The sequence below is a fragment of the Methylobacterium sp. J-068 genome (assembly GCF_022829445.1).
In the GTDB taxonomy this organism is placed as follows: domain Bacteria; phylum Pseudomonadota; class Alphaproteobacteria; order Rhizobiales; family Beijerinckiaceae; genus Methylobacterium.
Window position 1 is genome coordinate 1 of record NZ_JAKSXY010000040.1, and the last position, 15,779, is coordinate 15,779.

A 15,779-nucleotide genomic window follows, 5' to 3' on the forward strand; every position below is an offset into this window, starting at 1 on the left:
GGCGTCTTGGCCTTGGGCCGGCAGGCCTCGACCAAGGGCTCCAGTTCAGACCATTGCGCGTCGCTCAGCATCGTCCCTCCTGCCTCAGAGAAACGAAAACGCAAGCCCAGCCAATCCGTCCAGGCGACGACAGGCCCTAGACGTATGGTCCCGGTTGAGTCGTGCTGGGTGGACCCTGAAGCGATCCGGCTCTCTCGTCCGGGCGTCGAGGAGGAACTCAGGCCGCACAGGGTCTTGCGCCTGCGAGCAGGGCTGTCGGCATCGGTGATCAGGGCGGACGGGTCCGAAGCTGGTCTCCGAAGCCGGTCATGGCCGTCATCATCGTACCGCTTGACGGACTTCTTGGGATCCATCCGGGCATCCGCCGGGCTCGCCCGCCCGCGCCACCCTCACCGTCGTCGCACGGATGACGTAGCACTGATGACGTAGCACCTGGCCGCCGCTCTCCAGCTCTCTCGACCACCCTGGGCTGTTCGGTGGACCGCCTCGGTGAATAATCAAGCCCAGAACACTTCGGGCCTTCGCAAAAGCACAGCACGGACCAGACGGCGTGCGCCACGGCACGCGGCCTCATCGACGGGCCGCATGGCAGCGTTTCGCCGATCGGCCCTCCTCGTCGCGACGATGGAGGCGCATCTTAAGACCATCGTCATCTCTCTCGCCGCAGATTGGCGCGAGCCAGGACTGTTTCTTCCAGGACGCAAGACCGTGAATACCGGGATCATGGACATCGAAACCGCCAAGATGCTGGTGGGGGCCGCCCTCGTCGTCGCCATCGGCGCATTCTCCGTGCTCACCGTGGGCTGGATGATCCGGGACATGCTCCACGACCTGCGCGCCGGGCGGGCGGATCGGGCACGGATCTCCGACGCGGGCTGATCCCGGGGCGTGAAAGAACCTCCGGCGCCGGAAGAATCGGGTCCGGGGAGTCATCGAGTTCGGGAAAAACCAGGTTTGGTATGAAAACCGGGTCTGGCGATCGCGCGCCGGTGATCCATTTCCCTGGGATGAATTTCATTCTGCACGATCCCCGGCTGCACGATCACCTTTCGGGGGATCACCTGCCGCAGGATCACCTGTCGGAAGACTGTGTCGAGCAGGCCCGGATCCAGGCGATTCCGGCCCGGATCGGGGCCGCCGCGCGAGCCGTGTCCCGCCTCGCGGCCGAGCGCGCCGAGGCCCTCGACCGGGACGGCGGCTTTCCCGCCGAGGACGTCGCCCACGCCCATGCGGCCGGCCTGCTCACCGCGCCGCTGCCGGTGGCGCTCGGCGGGGCCGGTCTCGGCGCGCCCGCGATGGCGCCGGTGCTGGCCGGCCTCCTGGCGCAGATCGGGCGCGGCAGCCTCGCGCTCGGACGCCTCTACGAAGGTCACGTCAACGCCCTCGCCCTCGTCCTGCGCTACGCCGAGCCGGCCGTCGCCGAGCGCCTGGCACGGGACGTCCGCGCCGGACATCTGTTCGGGGTCTGGAACACCCAGCCCCAGACCGGCGGCCTCGTTCTCGAGAACGCCGGAGCCCCCGACGCGGCGGAGGGCGCCTGGACCCTCGGCGGCGTGAAGTCCTTCGCCTCCGGTGCCGGGTCGGTGACCCGCCCCCTCGTCACCGCGCGCCGGCCCGACGGGCGCCAGCAGATGCTGGTGGCGAGCCTGGAGCCCGGGACCCGCGCCGACCTGTCGAGCTGGCGGGCGCAGGGCATGCGCGCCTCGACCTCCGGAATCCTCGACTTCTCGGGGCTGCGCGTCGGCGCGGGCGACTTCGTCGGCGGCCCCGACGACTATTTTCGCGAGCCGCATTTCTCGGGCGGCGCCTGGCGCTTCGCCGCCGTGCAGCTCGGCGGCATCGAGGCGGTGTTCGACGCCCTGCGCGACCACCTCCGCGAGAGTGGGCGCGGCGGCGATCCCCATCAGGCGGCCCGCCTCGGGGAGGCCGCGATCGCGGTGGAGACCGCCCGCCTGTTCGTGGACCGAGCGGCTCGCCTCGCCGGCGACCCGGAGGCCGAGCCGGCGCGGGTGATCGCCTACGTCAACCTCACCCGTCTCGCGGTGGAGCGGGCGGGGCTCGACGTGCTGGAGCGCGCCCAGCGCTCGGTGGGGCTCGCGGGCTTCCTCAGCCCTCACCCCCTGGAACGGCTCGCCCGCGATCTGGCGACCTACCTGCGCCAGCCCGGCCCAGACCGGGCACTCACCAGCGCCGCCGCCCACGTCCTCGCCGAGACGTGCTCCGCCGACGAGCTCTGGCGCGATCCGCCCGCCGCCGTGCGCCCCGCCGTGCCGGCCGGTTCTTCGGACGAGGCCCCATGACGCGCGCCACGCACTCGCTCCCGCCGGAATACTTCACGGAGCTCTACGCCTCCAATCCCGATCCCTGGGGCTTCACCACCTCGGCCTACGAGCAGGCCAAGTACGAGGCCACCCTGGCGGCCCTCGGCCGGCCCCGTTACCCAGAGGCCCTGGAAGTGGGATGCTCCATCGGCGTGCTGACCCGCCGGCTGGCCGAGCGCTGCGAGGCCCTGCTCGCCCTCGACGTGGCGGAGAACGCCCTCACGGCCGCCCGCGCGCGCTGCGCCGACAGCCCGCATGTCGACTTCCTGCGCGCGGCGGTGCCGGCGGAATGGCCGCCGGGCCGCTTCGACCTCGTGGTGATTTCGGAGGTGCTGTACTTCTTCACGCCCGGCGACCTCGCGGCCCTGGCCGCGCACCTCGCCGCGGCGCTGAAGCCCGGCGCCGAGGTGGTCCTGGTCCACTGGCTCGGGGAGACGAACTATCCCCTCAGCGCCGACGAGGCCGTGGAGACGCTGATCGGGCTGACGCGGGACCGTCTCGCCCCCGCGCACCAGAGCCGCACCGAGCGCTACCGCCTCGACGTGCTGCGGGCCCCCGCGTGAGGCGCCCGCCAATGTCCGACGATCCGGGCCCGTCCCTGGTTCACCGGCACGCCGCCTGGGTGCGCCTGACCCACTGGCTCAACGCGGCCGCGTTCCTGGCCCTGGTCGTCAGCGGCATCGCGATCCTGCTCGCCCTGCCGCGCCTGTTCTGGGGCGAGACCGGGGCCAACGCGGCCCCCGCCGCCTTCGAATTGCCGCTGCCGGTCAACCTCGAACAGACGGGGTGGGGCCGCAACCTGCACTTCCTCGCCGCCTGGATCCTCGTCCTCAACGGCATCGTCTATGGCATCGTCGCCTTCGTGGGCGGCCACTTCGCGCGCGACCTCGTGCCGGATCGGGACCAGCTGACGCCGCGCCACCTCGCCCGCGAGATCGCCGACCATGCCCGCCTCCGGCCCGCGCGGGGGCGCGAGGCCCTGCGCTACAACGCCCTGCAGAAATTCGCCTATCTGGCCGTGCTGTTCGTGCTGTTTCCCCTGATGGTGCTCACCGGCCTGACCATGTCGCCGGGCGTCACGGCGGCCTATCCGGAGCTCTTCACCCTGTTCGGCGGACGCCAGTCGGCGCGCACGCTGCACTTCCTGACCGCCTGCCTGCTCGTGCTGTTCCTCGTGGTGCACGTGGCCCAGGTCTTCGTCGGCGGGGCCGGCAACCTCATGCGCTCGATGATCACCGGGCGCTTCCGCGTTCCACCGGACCGCTCCACGGAGCCCCCCGATGCATGACCTCTCGCGCCGCCGCCTCCTCGTCGGATCGGGCACGCTGCTGGGGGCCGGCCTGCTCGGCGGCTGCGAGGCGCCGGCCCTGTCGCGCCTCGCCACCCCCTACGACTGGAGCAACGGCCTCACCTTCGCGGTCCAGCGCTGGCTCCAGCGCCACCAGCCCCTGGTGCGCGAGTTCGGGCCGGAGGCGATCTCGTCGGTGTTTCCGACCATCAACACCACGGACCCCGACAACCCCGATTATCGGCGCTCGCGGGCGCTCGGCTTCTCGGACTGGAAGCTCCCCGTCGGCGGCCTCGTGGAACGGCCCGGCGCGGTCTCGCTGGCCGACCTGCGGGGCATGCCGGCCCGCACCCAGATCACCCTGCATGCCTGCGAGCAGGGCTGGTCGGCCATCGGCCAGTGGACGGGGGTGCCCCTCGCGCACCTGCTGACCCACGTGGGACTCAAGCTGGAGGCGCGCTTCATCGTCATCCGCAGCGTCGACGGCTGGTGGGACAGCTACGATCTGTTCGACGCCCTCCACCCGCAGACGATCCTGGCCTACGGCATGAACGGCGGCGCCCTGCCGGTGGCCCACGGCGCCCCGGTCCGCCTGCGGGTGGAGCGCCAGCTCGGCTACAAGAGCCTCAAATACGTCAGCGCGATCGAGGCCGTGGAGCGGGTCGACGGCTTCGGCAAGGGCCGCGGCAGCATGGTCGCCGAACTCGGGTTCCCCTGGTACGCGGGAATCTGAGGTCTTGGGGGGCGCGCGTCGGCGTGGGCGGAGCCCGGTAAAGCGCTCGGAGGGCACCTCGGTCCCGCCGCGCAGCCGCCGACGCGTCCACCTCGTCAAGCCAGGGTATGCCGTTCAGAAATCCATCGATGCCGAGAGCAGGAACGTCCGTGGAGTTCCCTGGCTCAGGATGCCTCGGCCGGTCGAGGCCCAGTAATTGTTGGCCGTCACGTTGACGACGTTCGCCCGCAGGGTCAGCGGCCGATCCCGGAAGGTTGTGGCATAGCGCAGGCCGACGTCCAGAGTCGCCCAGTCAGGGATCTTCTGGCTGTTGGCGAGATCATAGTACTGGGCCGCGGTGTAGATGACCCGGCCCGTCAGTGTCAGGCCCGGAATGAGGTTCGGCGGCAGGTCGTACTCGCCGTAGAGGTTGAGCTGCACGTCCGGTACGCCCACCGCGACGCGGCCGACATTGCTGGCAAGCTGCGCGCGGACCTGGATGCCGTCGAGCAGGCTGACACCGCCGAGCACGCGGATGCCGGGCATCGGCTCGCCGAACACCGTGAGTTCGACGCCGTCGTTGCGCTGGCGTCCGTCGACGGAGAATACCAGGGTGCTGGTGTCGAGGAAGCCGAAGGGCTGCTCGATCCGGAAGGCGGCGAAACCGACGCCGACGCTGCCGAAATCGTACTTGGCGCCGACTTCGGCCTGGCGCGAGACGGAGGCCGGGAAGGCGGCGCTGGCGTTGACGGCGTTCACGGGCGGTGCCGGTGAGGTCAGGCCTTCGATGTAGTTGGCGTAAAGCGAGAGACGTTCGATTGGCTTGATCACCAGGCCGATCCCCGGAGAGAACGCACCGGTGTCGCTGGAACCGGTCCGCGCGCCGGTGACGGCGCTGTAGGAATTCACATCGAGGCCCTGCCAGCGGCCGCCGAGGGTGAGCAGGACGCGGTCGTCGAAGGCCGACAGGGTATCGGCGATGGCGATGCTGCGGTTGATCCGGCTCGACGTGCGCGGCGTCGCGTTCGACAATCCGACGGTCGAGCGCGGCGCGACATAGATCGGCTCGTAGAGGTTCGACACGATGGTCGAACCGACGGTCTGTGCCGAGGGCTGGGCAAGGTCCTGCCAGAACCCCGTCGCGGCAAGGCCGAAGCTGTGCTTGATCGGGCCGGTCTCGAGGGTGCCGCGCAGACCCGCCTCCGCCGTCTCGTTGACAATATGGAAAGGAAGGTAGCTGATCGGATCGCGGTAATCGCCGCGCGCGTTGAAGATCGTCAGGACGCCGCCGAAATATTCCTGCCGGAAGTTCGAGCGGCCATACGCGCCGTATACGGTCAGGTCCGGGGTGAGGTCGTACTCGACCCGGGTGGCGATCTGCTGGTTGGCGCTGTTGCGATATTCCCAGGGCTGGTGCTGGTTCAGGGTCAGGTCCGGCGCGCGTGGGATGCGCACGCCGGTCGCCACGTTGCGATTGCGCAGCGGCGAGGAGAAGTCGAGTTCCTGGTAGCCGAGATCGAGGCTGGCCCGCAGGCGCTCGCCACGATAATCGAGGGCCAGGGACGCGACGCCCAGATGCAGGCTCTGGTTGTCGATCGGCGTGCGACCGTTGTTGAACGCCCCGTTGAAGCGGATGCCCCATTCCTTCGCGTCGCCGAAGCGCCGGCTGATATCGACAGCCTTGTAGATCTGCGCGTCCGAGGCGTAGCCGAGGGTGACGCGGTTCAGCGGCTCGTCTCCCGCCCGCTTCGGGATCAGGTTGATGATGCCGCCGATGTTGCCGAAGGGCGGGACGCCCGAGAGCAGCGTCGAGGGACCGCGCAGGACCTCGACGCGCTCGATCGGTTCGATCGCCGGGTTGAACGCATCGGCGACGCCGAACAAGCCGTTGAAGCCGATGTCCTGGGCAAAGACCGGGAAGCCGCGGATGAAGAAGCCCAGGATGCCGGAGAAGGCCGGCACGTTGGTGCGGATCGAGGGGTCGTTGTTGACCACGTCCTGAACGTTGCGCGCCTGCTGGTCGCGGACGAGCTTCTCGGTGTAGCTGGTCGAGCTGAAGGGTTGATCGAAGACGTTGCGGTTGCCGAGCAGGCCGAGCCGCGAGCCCGAGGCGACGACGACGCCCGGATAGGCGGGGGGCGGCGGCCCGACGATGCCGGTCGAGCCGCTCGGCGCGGTCCGGCCACCGCCTCGTCCCTCCACAGAGAGCTCATCGAGCTGAACATCGGCCTGCGCGATAGCGGCCTGCACGCCGCCCACCGAGGCCAACAAAGCAAAGCAGAGGCTGACACGACGGATTTCGCAGCACGGCATGGTGATCGAGGCCCGAGGTCAGCAACGTTGCGGATCGATCGAAACGCAATCCATCCTACCGAGAGCCCTATTTGATAAGACGAGACCCTATGCAATGGAAATTCAGATGAAACCCAGCCTCTTCGTCAGCATGTTGCCACGACGCAACATTGATTAATTAGAACAATGCTAGACAACGGCGACTATACGCTGGTCTATCCCGGCAGAGGATCGGCGGTCATTTGTGACGTGAGGGCTTCACGTCACACGCCGGGGCGTCCACTTTTCACATCGATGCAAGCGGCATGAACGGTCGGGCGAAAGTCCATACGAGGTCGTGAACGGTATGTCCGCTCGGGGGCGTCGACGGCCCCGCCGGCCGCGCTCCGGCACCAATCCATCACCCCAGCCCTCCCGCCTCCACCACGAAGCCCGCGATGGCGTCCGCCCCGTGGCCGTCGCGGAGCGAGGCGAACACATAGGGCCGGGGGCCGCGCATCCGCTTCGTGTCGGATTCCATGATGCCGAGATCGGCGCCGACGAGGGGCGCGAGGTCGGTCTTGTTGACGATGAGCAGGTCCGAGCGGGTGATGCCGGGGCCCCCTTTCCGGGGGATCTTCTCGCCGCCCGCGACGTCGATGACGTAGAGGGTCAGGTCGGCGAGTTCCGGCGAGAAGGTCGCCGCGAGGTTGTCGCCGCCGGATTCGATCAGGATCAGGTCGAGCTTCGGAAAGCGCCGGCGCATCTCGGCCACGGCCGCGAGGTTGATCGAGGCATCCTCGCGGATCGCCGTGTGCGGGCAGCCGCCCGTCTCGACGCCCATGATGCGCTCCTCGGGCAGGGCGCCCGCCACCGTGAGCAGGCGGGCATCCTCCTTGGTGTAGATGTCGTTGGTGATGGCGCAGATCTCGTAAGTCTCGCGAAACCGCTTGCAGAGCTGCTCCATCAGGGCGGTCTTGCCGGAGCCCACGGGGCCGCCGATGCCCACGCGCAAGGGACCGTTGGGAGAGCGACCGCTGGGAGAAGCCATCGTAGAATCCTTCACGAACGGAAGATGCGGGAATACTGGGTCTCGTGCCGGCACGAGCCGAGATCGAGGCTCAAGGTCGCGCTACCGAGGTCGTCCAGGGTCAGGTCCGGCACCGTGGCGGCGAGGGCGACCACGCGTGGGGTCAGGGCGGCGATCACCCGGGTGCCCGCGCTCTGGCCGATGGGCGCGCAACGCAGGGCCGCCGAGACGAGGTTCTGCAGGAAGGCGAGGCCGAAGGCCGCCAGCACGGGCTCCAGGGTCATGCCGTGGGCGCCGGCCGCGAGCCCCACGGCCACCGGATAGGCCACCGGACCGGGCAGAGCCTCGGCGAGGCCCGCGAGGGCCGGCACCGGCCACGCGACGCGGGTCGCCTCGAGGAAGCTCAGGCCCTGCTGGCTCGTCTCCAAGTGAAGCTCTCGCGAGGGGGCCAGGGCCAGCGCCAGATCGTTCACCGCGGCGAGCGCCCGCACATCGCCCGTCCGGGCCGCGCCATGGGCCTGCGCCACGAGGATGAGGTCGTTGCGGCCCGATCCCAATTCCAACACGTCGGCGAGCCACGTCGCCAGGGAGGTCTCGTCGGCGACAGCCCCGGACTCCACGGCGCCTTCGAGCCCGTGCGAGTACGCATAGGCGCCGACGGGATAGCCCGGCGACAGCCAGGCCATCAGGCGCAGGGCGTCAATCATGCGTGTGGGAATGACCGTGCGCATGACCATGGTCGTGACCGTGGTGATGGTGGCCCGCCGCCTCGCCCGCATAGGCCCCGCCCTCGGGCCGGAACGGGCGCTCCACCGCGTCCGCGGTGCCACCCAAGCCCCGCACCATCTCGGCGAGCACGTGATCGTACGCGATGTAGACGGCATCGGGGGCGATCTCGGCCGGGATGTGCCGGTTGCCGATATGCCAGATCAGCCGCTTCAGGGCGTGGTCGTCGGGCGCCCGGATCGCCAGGAGCCGCTCCGGCGCGGCCTCGACCCAGACGAGGCGCCCGTCCTGAAGCACCAGGGCATCGCCGTCGTCGAGCACGGTGGGCTCGGGCAGATCGAGCAGGAAGGACAGTCCGTTCGCGGTCCGCATCGCCACGCGCCGGCGGTGCCGGTCGCCGTGGTCCAGGACGATGCGGTCGACGATCTCGCCCTGGAGGGCGTCGCGGCGCAGGACGGTCGTGGCACGGATCATGGGTTGGACAACCGGGCTGGGCTCATCTCGGGCATCGGGGCGAGGACGTCACGGCGCTTCGGGCTCGATCGGACCGAGAGCGCGCTCACGGCCGCGAACCGGTATGTCGTCTCAAAACAGGAAGTAGCGCTGCGCCATCGGCAGCACGTCCGCCGGCTCGCAGACGAGCAACTCGCCGTCGGCGCGCACGTCGTAGGTCTCGGGATCGACCTCGATGTTCGGCGTGGCGTCGTTGAGGATCATGCTCTTCTTCGAGATGCCGCCGCGCACGTTCTCGACGGCCACCAGCCGCTTCTGCACGCCGAGCCTGTCCCCGAGCCCGTCCTCGATGGCCGCCTTCGAGACGAAGGTCAGCGCGGTGGCGAAGGGCACGCGGCCGAAGGCGCCGAACATCGGCCGGTAATGCACGGGTTGCGGCGTCGGGATCGAGGCGTTGGGGTCGCCCATGGGCGCCGTGGCGATGGCGCCGCCCTTGATCACGAGGTCGGGCTTCACCCCGAAGAAGGCCGGCGTCCAGAGCACGAGGTCGGCGAGCTTGCCGGGCTCCACCGAACCGATATGCCCCGAGACGCCGTGCGCGATGGCCGGGTTGATGGTGTACTTCGCCACGTAGCGGCGAGCGCGCAGGTTGTCGTTGCCGGACGTGTCGCCGGGAAGCGCCCCACGCTGGCGCTTCATCTTGTCCGCCGTCTGCCAGGTGCGGAGGACCACCTCGCCGACCCGTCCCATGGCCTGGCTGTCCGACGACATCATCGAGAGGGCGCCGATGTCGTGCAGGATGTCCTCGGCCGCGATGGTCTCGCGGCGGATGCGGCTCTCGGCGAAGGCGAGATCCTCGGGGATCGCCGGGTCGAGGTGGTGGCACACCATCAGCATGTCGAGATGCTCGTCGATGGTGTTTTTCGTGTAGGGGCGCGTCGGGTTGGTCGACGACGGAAGGACGTTGGACAACCCCGCCACCTTGATGATGTCGGGCGCGTGGCCGCCGCCCGCCCCTTCCGTGTGGAAAGCGTGGATGGTGCGCCCGGCGAACGCCCGGATCGTGTCCTCGACGAAGCCCGATTCGTTGAGCGTGTCGGAGTGGATCATCACCTGCACGTCGTGGAGGTCGGCCACGGTGAGGCATGTGTCGATGGCGGCGGGCGTGGTGCCCCAATCCTCGTGCAGCTTCAGCGCGCAGGCCCCGGCCCGGATCATCTCCACCAGGCTCTCGGGGCGCGCCGCGTTGCCCTTGCCCGCGAAGGCGAGGTTCATCGGAAAGGAATCCGCCGCCTCGATCATCCGGGCCAGGTGCCAGGGGCCGGGCGTGCAGGTGGTGGCGAAGGTGCCGTGCGCCGGCCCGGTGCCGCCGCCGAGCATGGTGGTGATGCCCGAGCACAGGGCCTCGTCGATCTGCTGCGGACAGATGTAGTGGATGTGGCTGTCGAATCCGCCCGCCGTGAGGATCTTGCCCTCGCCCGCGATCACCTCCGTGCCGGGGCCGACCACGATGTCGACATTCGCCTGGATGTCCGGGTTGCCGGCCTTGCCGAGCCGGGCGATGCGCCCCTTCACGATGCCGACGTCGCACTTCACCACGCCCCAATGGTCGAGCACCACCGCGTTGGTGATGACGGTGTCGACCGCGCCGTCCTGGTTCGTGACCTGCGATTGGCCCATGCCATCGCGAATCACCTTGCCGCCGCCGAACTTCACCTCCTCGCCGTAGGTGGTGTGGTCGCGCTCGACCTCGATCACCAGGGAGGTGTCGGCGAGCCGGATACGGTCGCCGGTGGTGGGGCCGAACATGTCGGCATAGGCGGCGCGGGGGAGGGCGGCGCGAGGGGGCATGCTGGCCATGGTCTTCAGAGTCTCCCCATCACGTCGCCGCGGAACCCGTACACGGTCCGGTTCCCGCCGAGGGGCACCAGCACCACCTCCCGCGTCACGCCGGGCTCGAAGCGCACCGCCGTGCCGGGGGCGATGTCGAGGCGCTGGCCGCGCGCCTTCTCGCGCTCGAAGGTCAGGCCCGGATTGACCTCGTAGAAGTGGTAGTGCGAGCCGACCTGGATCGGCCGGTCACCGACGTTGGAGACCGTCACCAGGGTGCGGGGCGCGTCTGCGTTGAAGACGATCTCGCCCGGCATGGTGACGACGCTGCCGGGCACCTCCGCCGAGGCCGCGCCCCGGATCGGATGATGCACCGTGACGAGCTTGGTGCCGTCCGGGAACGTCGCCTCGACCTGGATGTCGTGGATCATCTCGGGGATGCCGTCCATGCACTGCTCGGCGGTGAGGACGTGCCCGCCCGCCTGCATCAGGTCCGAGACCGAGCGCCCGTCCCGCGCGCCCTCCACCACGAAGTCGCTGATCAGCGCCACCGCTTCCGGGTAGTTCAGCTTCACCCCGCGGCCGAGCCGGTTGCGGGCCACCTGCGCGGCCATGGCGAGGAGGAGCTTGTCCTTTTCGCGAGGGGTGAGGAGCACGGGGAAACCTCGGGGGTTGGGCGCGGGACGTGTCGGGCCCGTGAAGGCAAGGATTGTGCGCGCCGGGGCTCGAGCGGGCGAGACGCGGCGCGCATGCATGCATTCCCGGACGCCGAGCGCAAGGACTTCAGCGCGCGCGGGAGCGGTTGACAGGACGCCGGGCCCGGGTCGAACAGCGAGGGATGCGCGACCCCAATTCCCAACCTCCGAAGCGAGAGACCGGTGCCGTGACCTACCCCCGCGACCTCGTCGGCTATGGCCGCACCCCGCCGCATCCGAACTGGCCGAACGGCGCGCGCATCGCGGTGCAGATCGTGCTCAACTACGAGGAGGGGGGCGAGAACTGCATCCTCCACGGCGATCCGGCCTCGGAAGCCTTCCTGTCCGAGATCGTGGGGGCGCAGCCCTGGCCGGGCCAGCGCCACATGAGCATCGAATCGCTGTTCGAGTACGGCGCGCGCGCCGGGTTCTGGCGGCTCTGGCGGCTGTTCCGGGCCCGCGACATCCCCGTGACGGTGTTCGGGGTCGCGACCGCCCTGGCGCGCCACCCCGACGCCGTCGCGGCGATGCGGGAGGCCGACTGGGAGATCGCCTGCCACGGCCTGAAGTGGATCGACTACCGCGACTTCACCCGCGAGCAGGAGAAGGCGCACATGGAGGAGGCGATCCGCATCCACACCGAGGTCACGGGCACGCGCCCGCGCGGCTGGTACACCGGGCGCTCCTCGCCCCACACCCTCGACCTCGGGATCGAGGCCGGGATGACCTACCTCGCCGATTCCTACGCCGACGACCTGCCCTACTGGATCGCGGAGCCGAGCGGCCGGGGCCTCGTGGTGCCCTACACGCTGGACGCCAACGACATGAAATGCGCCGCCGTGCAGGGTTTCAACACGGGCGAGCACCTCTTCACCTACCTGCGCGACACCTTCGACGCGCTCTACGCGGAAGGCGCGCAGGCGCCCAAGATGATGTCGGTGGGCCTGCATTGCCGCCTGATCGGCCGGCCGGGCCGGATCGGCGCGCTGGTCCGCTTCCTCGACCACATCGCCGCCCACGAGCAGGTCTGGGTCGCCCGGCGCATCGACATCGCCGAGCACTGGATCCGGACGCACCCGCCGGCCTGACCTCGGCACCGTCCCGCTTCGGATCGCGGCCCTCGAGGCCGTCGACCCGGCGGCGGATCTCGCCGGCATCGCGCAGGAGGTCCCGGTGCAAAAGGTCCTGGTGCGAGAGACCCTTGTGCAGGAGGGCCCGATGTTGGCGGCGGACGATGGCGTCCGGGCGCCCTATCTATCTTCGGAAGCGCTGGCCCGGGAGCTTCCTCCTGCGCGCCTCGACCGGGTGTCGAGCGGCGGCCACGCTTACGGCGCGCCCCGCGCCGAGGCCTTCAACCGGACGCTCGTGGCGTTCCCCGATTCCCAGGAGTGACCGCCGTGACCCAGACGAGGCCGAGCGCGGCGACGCCCGCCAGCATCGAGGCCGACGCCTTTCGCGGCGCCATGGCGCGGGTCGCCAGCGCGGTCCACCTCGTCACCACCGACGGACCGGGCGGCCGGGCCGGCTTCACCGCCTCGGCCGTCTGCAGCGTCAGCGACGCGCCGCCGACGCTCCTCGTCTGCGTCAACCGCACCACCTCGGCCTACGCGGCCTTGCGCGAGAATGACGCCCTCTGCGTCAGCACCCTGGCGGCGGAACAGGCCGCCATCGCCGCCGCCTTCGGCGGACGCACGCCGATGGCGGCGCGCTTCGCGGCGGCCGCCTGGACCACCCTCGTCACCGGCGCGCCGGCCCTTCGGGACGCGCTCACCGCCTTCGATTGCCGCATCGTCGCGCGCCACCCGGTCGGCACCCACGACGTACTCTACTGCGAGGTTGTGGGGCTCGCCGAGCCGGGCGCGGGCCACGCCCTCGTCTATGCCGACCGGGGCTATCACACCGTGACGCTGGGCGGACCGGCGCGGCGCGAGGACGCCGCCTGAGGGCGCCCCCTCCGCCCTCGACCGCGAACGGACTCGGTGTAAGATCCGGCCCAACAGCGCGGGCTCGACGCTGGCAGGGCGAGGAAACGCGGATGCGCATGGACTTTTCTCGCAAGGCCGTCCGCCTGGGCGCGGTCCTCTGCGGGGGCTTGTGCGGGAGCCCGGGGGAGCCCGCCCTGGCGCGGGTCACCGCCATCGAGGTGCGGGCGGTCGAGCCCTTCGCCGAGGGGCAGGATTTCGGCGCGGCCGGGGCCTACGAGCGCGTCATCGGCGTCGCGCGGGGCGAACTCGACCCGGCCGACCCGCGCAACGCCGGCATCGTCGACCTGGCGCTGGCGCCCCGCAACGCGCGCGGACTGGTGGAATACCGCACCGATTTCTTCATGCTGCGGCCGAAGGACCCCGCCCGCGCCAGCGGTACGCTGCTCTACGAGGTCCTCAATCGCGGCCGGAAGTTCCTGTTCAACTGGGTGCTCGACGCAGCCCCGCAGGCCGCCCAGGCGGTGAACGATCCACGGAGCCTGCAGGATGCGGGCACGGCCCTGGTCCTGCGGCGGGGCGACACGCTGGTCTGGTCCGGCTGGGAGGCGGATGCCCTGCGCCAGCAGGGCGGCATGGCGATCGACGTGCCGGTCGCGACCCGTGACGGGGCGCCGATCGTCGAAACCGTGCGCGACGAACTCGTGAGCGCCACGCGGGGGCCGCCCGAGGCGCCGTTCGTGCTGACCTTCAGGGCCGCCGCCCTCGACCAGGCGAATGCCCGCCTCACGGTGCGCCGGCGGGAGGCGGACACGCCCCGCACCGTCCCGCCGCAAGCCTGGACCTTCGTCGCGCCGGGCGAACTGCGCCTGCTGCCCGGAAGCGTGAAGCCCGAGCCCGGAACGCTCTACACGCTGACCTACCCGGCGACCCAGCCGAAGGTGCTCGGCATCGGCTTTGCCGCCACGCGCGACGTGGTGGCCTACCTGCGCGGGCCCGCCTCGGCCGAGAACCCGGCGGGCGGCGCGATCCGGCACGCGGTGGCGCTGGGCATCTCGCAGAGCGGGCGCTTCCTGCGGGACTACATCCACCAGGGCTTCAACCAGGACGAGGCCGGCCGGCGCGTCTTCGACGGCATGCTCCTGCACATCTCCGGCATCGGCGGCGTCTACCTCAACGCCCGCTTCGGCCAGCCCTCGCGCACCAACACCCAGCACGAGGACCACCTCTACCCCGAGAACGCCTTTCCGTTCTCGGCCGCCACCCTGCGCGATCCGGTGACGGGCCAATCCGGCGCCCTGCTGCGCGGGGACGGGTTCGACCCGCTGCTGATGGAGGTGAACACCAGCACCGAGTACTGGCAGAAGGGCGCCTCGCTGCTGACCACCGATCCCCTCGGCCAGACGGACGTGGCGCTCCCCGAGACCGCGCGGGCCTACCTCGTCTCCAGCGGCTTCCATTACGGGCGCGCGGGCCTGACCTCGACCCGGGGGCCGTGCCTGCACCCCCGCAACACCCTCAACCCCGCCCCGGCCCTGCGGGCCCTGCTGGTGGCCCTGGAGGAGTGGGTCACGCGCGGCACGGCGCCCCCGCCGAGCCGGGTGCCGCGTCTCGCGGACGGAACGCTCGGGCCGGCCGAGGAGACGGGCTTTCCCTACATCCCGGGCCTGCGCATGCCCGATGCGCCGAACGCGATCGCGCGCTTTTCCAGCGCCGTCGACCCGCGTCCAGAGGCCGGCCCGCAATACAGACCCCTGGTGCCGAGGGTGGACGCGGACGGCCACGAGCGCGCGGGCATCCGCCTGCCCGAGATCGCGGCGCCGGTCGCGACCCATACGGGCTGGAACCTCTACGCCGAGCCGTTCCCGGCCGGGGAGCTCTGCGACCGGGAGGGCAGCCGGCTGCCCCTGGCGAAGGGCCAAGCCGAGCGGGAGGCGCTCGGCGATCCGCGCCCCTCCCTGGCCGAGCGCTACCCGGAGCGGGGCGACCGTCTCGCCGCCGTCACCCGCGCGGCGGACGGCCTCGTGGCGGACAGGCTGCTCCTGCCGGAGGATGCCGAGCGCCTCGTCGCGGCCGCCCGCAAGGCGGACGATCAGCCCTGATCGGCGGGCGGCGGCGGGGCCCTGAGGGGGCCCTTGCGCAGGTCGTCGTAGAGGCGCTGGACCTCCTGGATCGTGGCGTGGCCCCGGCTCCAGTTGGTCTCGCGGACGTTGGTCTCGGTGAAGGCGCTATGCGAGGTGCCGCCGAAGCCGTTGAAGACGGTCACGACCCCGTCGGCGTGGTAGTCGATGCGGTAGGAGGGGCTGAGCCACTGGCCCTTCCGCTTGCCGGTGACGCCGATGCGCACCAGCGCGTCCCCGTGCCGCTTCTGACAGAAGCGCATGTTGCCGAGCATCCGGCGCAGGTATTCCTCGGGCTCGGCGAGCTCGCCCGCGATCTGGATCAGCGTCGCGTCCGGCGGAAGATGGGTCTTCTGGATCATGTGACCTCGCCTGACAGGGGACCGCGCCCCGGCGCGCGTGGGAAACCGC

General features: G+C 70.6%; 16 protein-coding genes and 1 pseudogene. 9 read left to right on the forward strand and 8 right to left on the reverse strand.

The features are described 5' to 3' along the window. Positions 1-353: hypothetical protein (locus tag MKK54_RS03065; RefSeq protein ID WP_244009056.1), on the reverse strand; the 353-nt coding region annotated here is incomplete at its 3' end. 370 nt (positions 354-723) lie between these two features. On the opposite strand from MKK54_RS03065, the gene MKK54_RS03070 reads away from it, so the two are divergent. The 5 genes from MKK54_RS03070 (at position 724) to MKK54_RS03090 (ending at position 4,342) form a co-directional block, all read left to right on the forward strand. Further along, the gene (locus MKK54_RS03070; RefSeq protein ID WP_244009058.1) at positions 724-879 is read left to right on the forward strand and encodes a hypothetical protein; all 156 of its coding nucleotides are present in this window, start codon (positions 724-726) and stop codon (positions 877-879) included. Between the two features lie 128 nt (positions 880-1,007). Continuing rightward, a complete protein-coding gene (locus MKK54_RS03075) occupies positions 1,008-2,300 on the forward strand; it encodes an acyl-CoA dehydrogenase family protein (RefSeq protein WP_244009060.1) in 1,293 nt (430 codons plus the stop codon). Next, complete coding sequence (locus MKK54_RS03080; protein WP_244009062.1) at positions 2,297-2,884, forward strand: SAM-dependent methyltransferase; 588 nt, start codon at positions 2,297-2,299, stop codon at positions 2,882-2,884. Before MKK54_RS03075 ends, MKK54_RS03080 begins: the two co-directional genes overlap by 4 nt. An 11-nt stretch (positions 2,885-2,895) precedes the next feature. Next, positions 2,896-3,609: a cytochrome b/b6 domain-containing protein gene (locus MKK54_RS03085; protein WP_244009063.1), complete on the forward strand. Its 714-nt coding sequence runs from the start codon at positions 2,896-2,898 to the stop codon at positions 3,607-3,609. Then, on the forward strand, positions 3,602-4,342 hold the full coding sequence (locus MKK54_RS03090) for a molybdopterin-dependent oxidoreductase (RefSeq protein WP_244009065.1): 741 nt from the start codon (positions 3,602-3,604) through the stop codon (positions 4,340-4,342). Before MKK54_RS03085 ends, MKK54_RS03090 begins: the two co-directional genes overlap by 8 nt. A 114-nt stretch (positions 4,343-4,456) precedes the next feature. Here the strand turns inward: MKK54_RS03090 and MKK54_RS03095 are convergent, their stop codons facing one another. The 6 genes from MKK54_RS03095 to MKK54_RS03120 all read right to left on the reverse strand — a co-directional run bounded on the left by MKK54_RS03095 (position 4,457) and on the right by MKK54_RS03120 (position 11,287). Next, positions 4,457-6,571 (reverse strand): TonB-dependent receptor, encoded by a 2,115-nt coding sequence (locus tag MKK54_RS03095; RefSeq protein WP_244009067.1) that lies wholly within the window; start codon positions 6,569-6,571, stop codon positions 4,457-4,459. A 442-nt stretch (positions 6,572-7,013) separates the two neighbouring features. Continuing rightward, positions 7,014-7,643, reverse strand: a complete 630-nt coding sequence (gene ureG, locus MKK54_RS03100) for an urease accessory protein UreG (protein WP_244009069.1) — start codon at positions 7,641-7,643, stop codon at positions 7,014-7,016. An 11-nt stretch (positions 7,644-7,654) separates the two neighbouring features. Next, positions 7,655-8,329 (reverse strand): urease accessory protein UreF, encoded by a 675-nt coding sequence (locus tag MKK54_RS03105; RefSeq protein ID WP_244009071.1) that lies wholly within the window; start codon positions 8,327-8,329, stop codon positions 7,655-7,657. Then, a complete protein-coding gene (locus tag MKK54_RS03110) occupies positions 8,322-8,822 on the reverse strand; it encodes an urease accessory protein UreE (protein ID WP_244009073.1) in 501 nt (166 codons plus the stop codon). Before MKK54_RS03110 ends, MKK54_RS03105 begins: the two co-directional genes overlap by 8 nt. A gap of 111 nt (positions 8,823-8,933) precedes the next feature. After that, positions 8,934-10,652, reverse strand: coding sequence for an urease subunit alpha (ureC, locus tag MKK54_RS03115; protein WP_409564120.1), 1,719 nt, complete (start codon positions 10,650-10,652; stop codon positions 8,934-8,936). A 14-nt stretch (positions 10,653-10,666) separates the two neighbouring features. Then, positions 10,667-11,287 carry an urease subunit gamma gene (locus tag MKK54_RS03120; protein WP_244009076.1) on the reverse strand — a complete coding sequence of 207 codons (621 nt, stop codon included), beginning with the start codon at positions 11,285-11,287 and terminating at the stop codon, positions 10,667-10,669. A 182-nt stretch (positions 11,288-11,469) separates the two neighbouring features. On the opposite strand from MKK54_RS03120, the pseudogene puuE reads away from it, so the two are divergent. The 4 genes and pseudogenes from puuE to MKK54_RS03140 form a co-directional block, all read left to right on the forward strand. Next, positions 11,470-12,405, forward strand: a pseudogene (gene puuE / locus MKK54_RS03125) (allantoinase PuuE); the annotation flags it as partial. A gap of 94 nt (positions 12,406-12,499) precedes the next feature. Continuing rightward, positions 12,500-12,718 (forward strand): hypothetical protein, encoded by a 219-nt coding sequence (locus MKK54_RS03130; RefSeq protein ID WP_244009077.1) that lies wholly within the window; start codon positions 12,500-12,502, stop codon positions 12,716-12,718. Positions 12,719-12,789: 71 nt separating this feature from the next. Next, complete coding sequence (locus tag MKK54_RS03135; protein WP_244009147.1) at positions 12,790-13,269, forward strand: flavin reductase; 480 nt, start codon at positions 12,790-12,792, stop codon at positions 13,267-13,269. 98 nt (positions 13,270-13,367) lie between these two features. Beyond that, complete coding sequence (locus tag MKK54_RS03140) at positions 13,368-15,350, forward strand: alpha/beta hydrolase domain-containing protein (RefSeq protein WP_244009078.1); 1,983 nt, start codon at positions 13,368-13,370, stop codon at positions 15,348-15,350. Here the strand turns inward: MKK54_RS03140 and MKK54_RS03145 are convergent. Beyond that, positions 15,341-15,730, reverse strand: a complete 390-nt coding sequence (locus tag MKK54_RS03145) for a hypothetical protein (RefSeq protein ID WP_244009079.1) — start codon at positions 15,728-15,730, stop codon at positions 15,341-15,343. The genes MKK54_RS03140 and MKK54_RS03145 overlap by 10 nt on opposite strands. Between the last annotated feature and the right edge of the window lie 49 nt (positions 15,731-15,779).